Consider the following 9057-nt stretch of genomic DNA (forward strand, 5'->3'; position numbering starts at 1 on the left):
GCGTTGCCGGCGATGCTGTGGGCTTACCCACACGCGGGTGCGCCCGGCTTAGGCGCCGACGGGAGCAACGACCGCGCCACGGGTATCGACGGGCGTCGGCCAGACCCGCCACCGCTGAGTGCGCAAGGCCGTGGTCGTGACATGGTCGAGTTCGCCGAGCACGAGAACCGTCGGGCCAGCGCCGGAGATTACTGCAGGAAGACCCCGGGCACGCAGCTGGTCGACGACCTCGAGGGAAGCGCCAAGGACTTCCCTGCGATAGGGCTGGTGCAGGCGGTCCTCGGTCGCGGACAGCAGCAGTGTCGGGTCCTGCAGGGCGGCGACGAGCATCGCGGCGCGGGCCGCGGTGAAGGCCGCGTCGTCGAACGGGACCGTGGGCGGCAGCAGATGGCGCGCCCGCGAGGTCGAGACTTCGAAGCTCGGGACGATGACCGTCGGACGAATATGGTCCGAAATCGGCAGCGGGATCGACTGCGCGGCGCCGCCTTCCATCCAGGCGAGGCGCACCCCGCCGTGGATCGCGGGGGCGGCGTTATCCGGGTGGCCCTCCATCTCCGAGGCGAGGTGCAGCACGGAGTCGAGGCCGAGGGCTTCGTCGTTATCGACCATTTGGCGCGCGATCATGAGGCCCGCGACGACGGCTGCGGCGGACGAGCCGAGGCCACGGCCGTGCGGGATCGCGTTGCGGCACACGAGCGACAGGCCCACCTGCGGGGCGCCCGCGAAGTCGAGGCCGATGCGGATGGCGCGCACGACAAGGTGGTCCTCCCCCGTCGGGATCGACCTCGAGCCCTCGCCCGTGACGCGGACTTCGCTCGGGCCGGTGATCGCGCGGGCGCGCACCTTATCGCGCAGGTCGAGGGCGAGGCCGAGGCAGTCGAAGCCGGGGCCGAGGTTGGCGGAGGTCGCGGGGACGGAGACTTCGACGTCGTCGTATCGCAGCTGCATGGCGATCAGAACCCGAGGGCGGCGGCGGCCGTGGCGAGGTCGGCGGGCACCGGCGTCGTCTCGATCGCACCTTCGCCGAGCGCGCTTTGCGCGTCCTTCAGGCCGTTGCCGGTGACGGTGCACGTGATGAGGGCGCCGCGCGGCACGCGGCCCGCACGCGCCTGCTTGAGCACGCCCGCGACGGAGGCCGCGGAGGCGGGTTCGACGAACACGCCGACCTCAGACGCGAGCAGCGCCTGCGCGTCGAGGATCTCGGCGTCGGTCACGGCCTCGATGAGGCCGCCGGAGTTATCGCGCGCGGCAACGGCATAGTCCCATGAGGCGGGATTGCCGATGCGGATCGCCGTCGCGATCGTCTCCGGGTTCTCGATCGGCTCACCCTTGACGAACGGCGCGGCGCCGTCGGCCTGGAAGCCCCACATCGTCGGGACGGAGTCGGTCGCGGCGGGGCGGCGGGCCGAATTGTGGTCGAGGCTCGCGGCAGTCTGGCGTCCCGCGTACTCGTTAAAGCCCATCCAGTAGGCGGAAATATTGCCCGCATTGCCGACGGGCAGGGCGTGGATATCGGGGGCGCGTCCGAGCGCATCGACGATCTCGAAGGCGGCCGTCTTTTGGCCCTGCAGGCGGTAGGGGTTCACCGAGTTCACGAGCGCGACGGGATAGGCATCGGCGAGGCCGCGCACGAGGCGCAGGCAGTCGTCGAAGTTGCCGTCGATCTGCAGCAGTTCGGCCCCGTGGACGATCGCCTGGGCGAGTTTACCGGCCGCGATCTTGCCCGCGGGCAGGGCGACGATGCAGCGCAGGTCGGCCGCGACCGCATAGGCGGCCGCCGAGGCGGACGTGTTGCCCGTCGACGCGCAGACGACGGCCTCATCGCCGTCGGCCACCACCTTGGAGATCGCGCTCGTCATGCCGCGGTCTTTAAACGAGCCCGTCGGGTTCGCGCCTTCGACCTTGACGTAGACCTGTGCGCCGACCTCCTTCGACAGGGCGGGTGCGGCCACGAGCGGGGTGCCGCCCTCCCCCAGCGTGACGATGGGGTCAGCGTCGGTAAACGGGAGCCGATCGGCATATTCGGTGAGGATGCCGCGCCAGAGATGTGCCATGGTCCTATTCTTCCACCGGGGTGAGGCTCGCGACGTTAAGGACGTGCGGGTTTTCGGCGAGCTCGGCGCCGATCGCTTCGATATCGCCGCGCGTGCACGTGTGCGTCATGATCGACAGGCGCGCGCGGGAGGCGCGCGGCTCCTCGGCGGCGCTGGCATCGTCGGGCAGGGTGTCTTGGCGCACCTGGGCGATCGAGACCTGCCGGGCCGCGAATGACTGCGCGATCGAGGCGAGAACGCCCGGCGCGTCGGTGACGGTGAGTTCGACGACGAAGGTGCCGCGGGAATGCTCGATCGGTGCGACCGGCAGCGACGCGTAGGGCAGTTCGCGCGGGGCGTGGCCGCCGTAGACGCGCTTGGCCGCGGCCGCGACGACGTCGGACAGGACCGCGGAGGCCGTCGGCGCGCCGCCCGCGCCCTGGCCGTAGAACATCAGCCGGCCGGCGGCGTCGGATTCGGTCACGACGGCGTTGAAGGCGCCCGCGACCGCGGCGAGGGGGTGGGATTGGGCGACGAGCGTCGGCGCCACCTCGAGCGTGATCGCGGGCTCGGGGTGGGCGATCCGGCGGGCCGTGGCGAGCAGCTTGATGACGTAGCCGTCGCGGGAGGCCGCGGCGATCTGCTCGGCGGTGACGTCGCGGATGCCGGTCGTCGCCACGTCGTCGATCGACACGCGCGAATGGAAAGCGATGGAGGCCATGAGCGCGATCTTCGCGGCCGCGTCATACCCGTCGACGTCAGAGCTCGGGTCGGCTTCGGCGAAGCCGAGCTCCTGCGCGGCTTTCAGCGCCTCCTCGTAGGTCAGGCCCTTGGTCGTCATCTCGTCGAGGATGTAATTCGTCGTGCCGTTGACGATGCCCGAGATGCTCGTGACCTGATCGCCCGCGAGCGATTCGCGCAGCGCGTAGACGACGGGGATCGCGCCCGCGACGGCGGCCTCATAGTAGAGGTCGACGTCGGCGGCGGCGGTCGCCTCGTGCAGCTCGGGGCCGTGGGTTGCGAGCAGCGCCTTGTTGCCCGTGACGACGGACGCGCCGGCGGCCAGGGCCTCGTGCATGAGGGTGCGCGCGGGCTCGAGCCCGCCGATGAGCTCGATGACGATATCGGCGCGGCGCACGAGGGCGTGCGCGTCTTCGGTCAGCAGTTCGCGCGGGACGCGGGCGGCGCGCGGCGCGGCCGTATCGCGCACGGCGATGCCGATGAGGTTCAGGCGCGCACCGCAGCGTTCGGCGAAATCATCGGACTGCTGTTGCAGCAGGCGGACGACTTCGCTTCCGACGGTGCCGCATCCGAGCAGGGCGACGTTCAGGTCAACATGGGCCATGGCTCGCAGGGTAGCGAAACTGGGCCGCGATCAGTAGCGGCGTCTCACAAACCCGGATCGAGCGCGAGCAGGTCGTCGATCGTCTCGGGGCGCAGCCACCACGTCGCGGCGCCGCCTGCAACGGCGAGGACGCCGGGGCGCGTCGCCATGTTGTAGTTCGACGCCATCGCCCGGCCGTAGGCGCCCGTGACGGGGACGGCGATGATATCGCCGGGGGCGACGTCGCCCGGCAGCAGTGCGTCGGGGATGAGGATGTCGCCGCTTTCGCAGTGTTTGCCGACGACGCGCGTGCGCACGTGGGCGGGCGCGGCGTTCGGGTCGCGGTTGGCGAGGGTCGCGCTGTAGGCCGCGTCATAGAGCACGGGGCGGATGTTGTCCGACATGCCGCCGTCGACCGCGACGTAACGGCGGGTGAAGCCGTCCTCGGTCATGACGTCCTTAGTCGCGACGACGGGATACAGGCTCACGCACGTCGGCGCGATGATCGAGCGGCCGGGTTCGATCGAGATGACGGGGACGTCACTGCCGAGGTCGGCGCAGGTGGTGCGCACGATAGCAGCGAGCTCGTCGGCCACCTGCTTTTGCGTCGGCGCGATGGCGTCGCGCTCGGTGTAGGCGACGCCGTAGCCGCCGCCGAGGTCGACCTCCGGCACGGCGATGCCGGCCTGCTGCAGCTCGTGGCGCAGCGTGAGGACGGCGCGGGCGGCGGCCGCGAAGCCGTCGAGCTCCATGATCTGCGAGCCGATATGCGAGTGCAAGCCGACCAGGCGCACCCCGTCGGCTGCGGCGATCTTTTCGGCGGCCGCGCGGGCGGCGCCGGTCGCGAGCGAAAGGCCGAATTTCTGGTCCTCGTGCGCCGTCGCGATGAACGTGTGGCCGCCCGCGTGCACGCCGGTCGTTACGCGCACCATGAGCGGGGCCTCGACGCCGAGGGCGCGAGCGCGGCCGACGATGCGGTCGATTTCCGGCAGCGAGTCGATGATGATACGGCCGATGCCCTCACAAAGCGCGAAGTCGATTTCCGCGTCGGACTTGGCATTGCCGTGCAGGCCGACCGTCGCGGGGTTCGCGCCCGCGCGCAGGGCGAGTGTGAGCTCACCGAGGGAGGCGGTGTCGATGCCGAGGCCCGCGTCGGTGAGCGCACGGACGAGCGCGGCGCACAGGAACGCTTTGCCCGCGTAGTACACGCGGGCGCCGTTCATCCCGTAGCCGTCCCAGAAGGCTTCGGACATGGCCATCTGCCAGACGGTCGCGCGGCCGGTGGCGGCCGCGGCGTCGCAGATGACGACGGGCTGCGGCTCTTCCGGTCCCCCGGCGGCGGCGAGCGCCTCATAGGTCAGCTCGACGCCGCCGATGGAAAGGACGCCGACATCGCTGCGGCGAGCCGTCGTCGGCCAGATGTCAGGCCGCTCTGCCGGTTCTGGGCAGCGCAGTGGTGAAGGTGCGTTCATCCCTACATTCTGTCGGGCGCGCTCACGCCCAGAATGTCGAGTCCATTTCGCAAGACCTGCGTGACGGCGTCGTTCAGCCACAGCCGCGTGCGGTGCGTATCGTCGACGGCCTCGTCCCCGCGCGGGGTGACGCGGCAGCGGCCGTACCAGGTGTGGTAGGCGCTGGCGAGGTCCTCGAGGTAACGCGCGATGCGGTGCACCTCGCGGTTTTCGGCGGCCAGTGCGACAACGCGCGGGTACTCGGCGAGCATGCCGAGCAGGTTCGACTCGGACTCGTCGGTCAGCAGCGACGCATCGAAGGCGTCCTCGCGCCGCACGCCCTGCTCGGCCGCGTTGCGGGCGACGTTGCGGGTGCGGGCGTGCGCGTACTGCACGTAGTAGACCGGGTTGTCGTTGTTTTGCTGCTGGAGGTCTTCGGCCTTCAGATCGAGCGTCGTATCGGTGGGGTACCGGGCGAGCGTGTAGCGCAGCGCGTCGGTGCCGATCCACTCGATGAGGTCGTGCAGGTTGATGACGTTGCCGAGCCGCTTGCCCATGCGGCCGCCAGAGATGTTGATGAACTGGCCGATGAGGATCTCAATGTTCTTATCCATGTCGTCGCCGGCACAGGCGGCGACGGCCTTCATGCGACCGACATAGCCGTGGTGGTCGGCGCCGAACAGGTAGATCTTTTCGCTAAAGCCGCGGTCGCGCTTGGACAGGTAGTAGGCGCAGTCGGCGGCGAAGTAGGTGTAGGAGCCGTCGGCCTTGACGAGGACGCGGTCCTTGTCGTCGCCGTAGTCCGTCGTGCGCAGCCAGACGGCACCGCCGTCGTCGTACACGTTGCCCTGCTCGCGCAGGCGGTCGATAGCCTCGGCGATCGCGCTGGTGTCGTGCAGGTTGGCCTTTTCGGAAAACCACACGTCGAATTCGACATTGAAATCCGCGAGCGTGTCCTTGATCTGCTGCAGCTGGGCGGCATAGCCGAGCTCCCGCGCGAGGGCGATCGCCTCGTCGTTTGGCAGGTCGACAAGGTCCGGACGCTGCTCGAGCGCCTGCTTGGCGAGGTCGTCGATGTATTCGCCCGGGTAGCCGTCCTCGGGGATCTCCTCACCCTTGGCGCGGGCCAGCACGGATGCACCGAAGGTGTTCATCTGGTTGCCGGCGTCGTTGATGTAGTACTCCGGGGAGACCTCGGCGCCCGCGGCGCGCAGGACACGCACGAGGGCATCGCCGACGGCGGCCCAGCGGGTGTGACCGATGTGCAGCGGGCCCGTCGGGTTCGCAGAAATGTATTCGAGGTTGATGCGCTCGCCTGCGAGGGCGTCAGAGCGGCCAAAGTTCTCGCCCGCCTCGATGATGGAGCGCGCGAGCTCGCCCGCTGCGCCCGCGGCGAGGCGGATGTTGATGAAGCCGGGGCCGGCGATCTCGACGGCGTCGATCCCCGTCGCGCCGGTGAGGCGGTCGGCGAGCACCTGAGCGAGCGCCCGCGGGTTGGTCGACGCCTTCTTCGCGAGCTGCATAGCAATGTTCGTCGCCCAATCACCGTGTTCGCGCTGTCTGGGTCGCTCGACCTTCACCTGATCCGGGACGTCGGAGGCATCCAAAGTGATCTCGCCAGCGTCGATCGCGGCGAGCAGCTGAGTGCGGATGAGTTCGGAAAGTTCTGCAGGAGTCACGGTTGCAATTCTACGCACCTTTTTCCAAAGCGTTTTCTGCCGGGTACGTCACACCATTTTTCCTTTGTGCGGGCGCTGCGACACACCGGTATTCGTGCATCCGAAATCCCCCGCCGCCTCGCGCGTCAAGGTCCGCCTCATCAGCCTGCTCGGACCGGCATTCGTCGCGGCCGTGGCCTACGTCGATCCGGGTAACGTCGCTGCCAATATCACCGCCGGCGCGCGTTATGGCTACCTGCTGGTGTGGGTGCTCGTTCTCGCGAACGCGATGGCCGTCATCGTACAGTACCAGAGCGCGAAGCTGGGGACCGTCACGAACACTCCTCTGCCCCACCTGCTCGGGCGGCGCCTATCGAAGCGCAGTCGCCTGGCGTTTTGGGGGCAGGCCGAGATCGTCGCCGCGGCGACCGATATCGCCGAGGTCATCGGCGGCGCGATCGCACTGCACCTGCTGTTCGGGGTGCCGCTCGTGCTCGGCGGCGTCATCGTCGGCATCATCTCGATCCTGCTGCTCGCGGTCCAAAACCGTTCCGGGCAGCGCCCCTTCGAGCTCGTCATTATCGCGCTGCTCGTCATCGTGACGATCGGTTTTTGGCGGGTCTCGCCTTTTCGCCGCCGAGCGCGAGCGGCGTCCTTGGCGGGCTCGTCCCGCGCTTAGAGGGGGTCGGGTCGCTGCTCGTGGCCGCGTCGATGCTCGGCGCGACAGTGATGCCGCATGCGATCTACCTGCACTCCTCGCTCGTGCGCGATCGGCACGCCGATACCGATCACGACAAGGAGGTCCTGCTGCGGGCCTCGCGCATCGACGTGACCTGGTCGCTCGTGCTATCGCAGGTCATCTTGTCCTTCGGCATCCCGCTCGCGATCATCCCGCTCATGCGCTATACGCGCAGCCGCGAGATCATGGGGCATTTCGCCGACGGTCCGGCGCTGCGGGTGACGTCGACGATCATCGCGATCCTCATCGTCGCCCTGAACGCCGCGCTCATTGTCCTGACGTCCCTTGGGATCGACTAGCGCACTAGTGGTTACTTCTCAGCAACTCCGTTGTGGCTGGTGCGCTGCGAATGCCCTTCCATGAGCGCCTTCTCGTCACGTCCCACGATCGAGAACAGGAGCACCGTGATGACGGCAAACACGATGAAGACGATGAACGTCGTGTTCCATCCGAAGTTCTGCACGAGAATGCCGACACCACTGGAGGCGAGGGTCGCGCCCATGAGGTAGCCGAACAGGCCGGTGAAGCCGGCCGCCGTGCCGGCGACGTTATGCGGCGACAGGTCGATCGCCTGAAGCCCGATGAGCATGACTGGGCCGTAGATCAGGCCGCCGATGACCGCGACCAGGAGGATGAGGATCCAGATCGGGGTACCGACGGGCACAAGCCAGTAGGCCGCGATCACGAGTGCAGTCGCCGCTGTGAACGCAATCCCCGCACCGGAGCGGTAGCCGCCGAAAACCTTGTCCGACATCCAGCCACACAGGATCGTGCCGATGATGCCCGCGAGTTCGAAGGCTGCGAAGCCGACGAACCCGGACGAGATCTTCGCGTCGTGCTTTTCCGCCAGGTAGACAGTGATCCAGTTGAGCACGCCGTAACGCAGGGCGTAGACGAAGACGTTGGCAACCGCGAGCATCACGATCGTGCGGTTAATCAGGACATGCTTGAAGATCATGTCCTTCGCGCTAATGTTCGGGTCGTCGCCCGATTCCACCTTAGCGGGGTCGTTGCGGTATTCCTCGATCGACGGCAGGCCGACGGACTCCGGGGTATCGCGCATCAAGACGAACGCGATGCCCGCGACTATGAGGGCGACGACGGCCGGCAGCCAGAAGGCCGAGCGCCAGTTATCGCCCGTCCAGGCGAGGCCGAGCGCGGCGACGCCCGCGAGGCCTGCGGCACCGACATTGTGGGCGGTGTTCCAAATCGAGGTCTTCATGCCGCGCTCGTTCGTCGAGAACCAGTGCACGAGCGTACGGCCGCACGGGGGCCAGCCCATGCCCTGGAACCAACCGTTGATGAACATGACAGTAGCGAACGTCGCTACGGTGGCGGAAACCCACGGCATGAATGCCACGGCAAGGTTGGTGATCGCCGACAACGCGAGACCAAGAGGCAAGAAGAACCGTGCATTAGCACGGTCGGAGATCATGGCCGAGAAGAACTTCGACAGGCCGTAGGAAAACAGGACGGCGTTCGTGATCACGCCGACGGCGATCTTATCGATCCCCGTGTCCTTGATGAGGAGTGGGGCGACGAGGGAGACGTTGTTGCGGATGAGGTAGAAGCCCGCGTAGCCGAGGAAGATGCCCATGAACACCTGCCACCGCAGGCTCGGGTAGACGCGCCTGACCTCTTCTTCGGGCAGCCGCTCGGCAGGTGGTGGTGCCTGGAGCCAGCCCGGAATACTGATCTTTGCCATGTGTCACTCCTATGTGTCGCCGGTCGATGAGGGGGACCTAAAAGGCACCGTTAAAGGGGCCCTTCGGACTTGAGCGTGGGTTAGGTGCGTAGGCCTCCGCCGATCAGCAGCATTCTGAGGCGGTAGTTGGTGGGGTTGCGGAACCCT

At 67.9% G+C, this 9057-nt stretch carries 6 protein-coding genes and 1 pseudogene; 1 reads left to right on the top strand and 6 read right to left on the bottom strand.

The window, feature by feature from the left end; all coding sequences use genetic code 11:
- Positions 1–48 precede the first annotated feature (48 nt).
- Genes thrB through argS form a run of 5 tightly spaced genes read right to left on the bottom strand, consistent with a single transcriptional unit; the run spans position 49 to position 6487 of the window.
- Entirely contained in the window at positions 49–948 is a 900-nt protein-coding gene (gene thrB / locus BSZ39_RS05415) for a homoserine kinase (protein WP_073716354.1), read from the bottom strand.
- A 5-nt stretch (positions 949–953) separates the two neighbouring features.
- Positions 954–2054 (bottom strand): threonine synthase, encoded by a 1101-nt coding sequence (gene thrC / locus BSZ39_RS05420; RefSeq protein ID WP_073716355.1) that lies wholly within the window; start codon positions 2052–2054, stop codon positions 954–956.
- A gap of 4 nt (positions 2055–2058) precedes the next feature.
- Positions 2059–3378: a homoserine dehydrogenase gene (locus BSZ39_RS05425; RefSeq protein ID WP_073716356.1), complete on the bottom strand. Its 1320-nt coding sequence runs from the start codon at positions 3376–3378 to the stop codon at positions 2059–2061.
- Positions 3379–3422: 44 nt separating this feature from the next.
- Positions 3423–4829 (bottom strand): diaminopimelate decarboxylase, encoded by a 1407-nt coding sequence (gene lysA / locus BSZ39_RS05430; protein ID WP_073716357.1) that lies wholly within the window; start codon positions 4827–4829, stop codon positions 3423–3425.
- Between the two features lie 2 nt (positions 4830–4831).
- A complete protein-coding gene (gene argS / locus BSZ39_RS05435; protein ID WP_073716358.1) occupies positions 4832–6487 on the bottom strand; it encodes an arginine--tRNA ligase in 1656 nt (551 codons plus the stop codon).
- A gap of 94 nt (positions 6488–6581) precedes the next feature.
- Between argS and BSZ39_RS05440 the strand changes: the two are divergent.
- A pseudogene (locus tag BSZ39_RS05440) lies at positions 6582–7504 on the top strand (Nramp family divalent metal transporter).
- An 11-nt stretch (positions 7505–7515) separates the two neighbouring features.
- Here the strand turns inward: BSZ39_RS05440 and BSZ39_RS05445 are convergent.
- A complete protein-coding gene (locus BSZ39_RS05445) occupies positions 7516–8910 on the bottom strand; it encodes an MFS transporter (protein WP_073716359.1) in 1395 nt (464 codons plus the stop codon).
- Positions 8911–9057 lie beyond the last annotated feature (147 nt).

It is taken from the genome of Bowdeniella nasicola (assembly GCF_001907295.1).
GTDB lineage: Bacteria > Actinomycetota > Actinomycetes > Actinomycetales > Actinomycetaceae > Bowdeniella > Bowdeniella nasicola.

What these genes read in the sequence shown, in the direction of transcription:
- thrB (WP_073716354.1), bottom strand. Translation starts at nt 948, where the DNA reads ATGCAGCTGCGATACGACGACGTCGAAGTCTCCGTCCCCGCGACCTCC.
- thrC (WP_073716355.1), bottom strand. Translation starts at nt 2,054, where the DNA reads ATGGCACATCTCTGGCGCGGCATCCTCACCGAATATGCCGATCGGCTC.
- BSZ39_RS05425 (WP_073716356.1), bottom strand. Translation starts at nt 3,378, where the DNA reads ATGGCCCATGTTGACCTGAACGTCGCCCTGCTCGGATGCGGCACCGTC.
- lysA (WP_073716357.1), bottom strand. Translation starts at nt 4,829, where the DNA reads ATGAACGCACCTTCACCACTGCGCTGCCCAGAACCGGCAGAGCGGCCT.
- BSZ39_RS05445 (WP_073716359.1), bottom strand. Translation starts at nt 8,910, where the DNA reads ATGGCAAAGATCAGTATTCCGGGCTGGCTCCAGGCACCACCACCTGCC.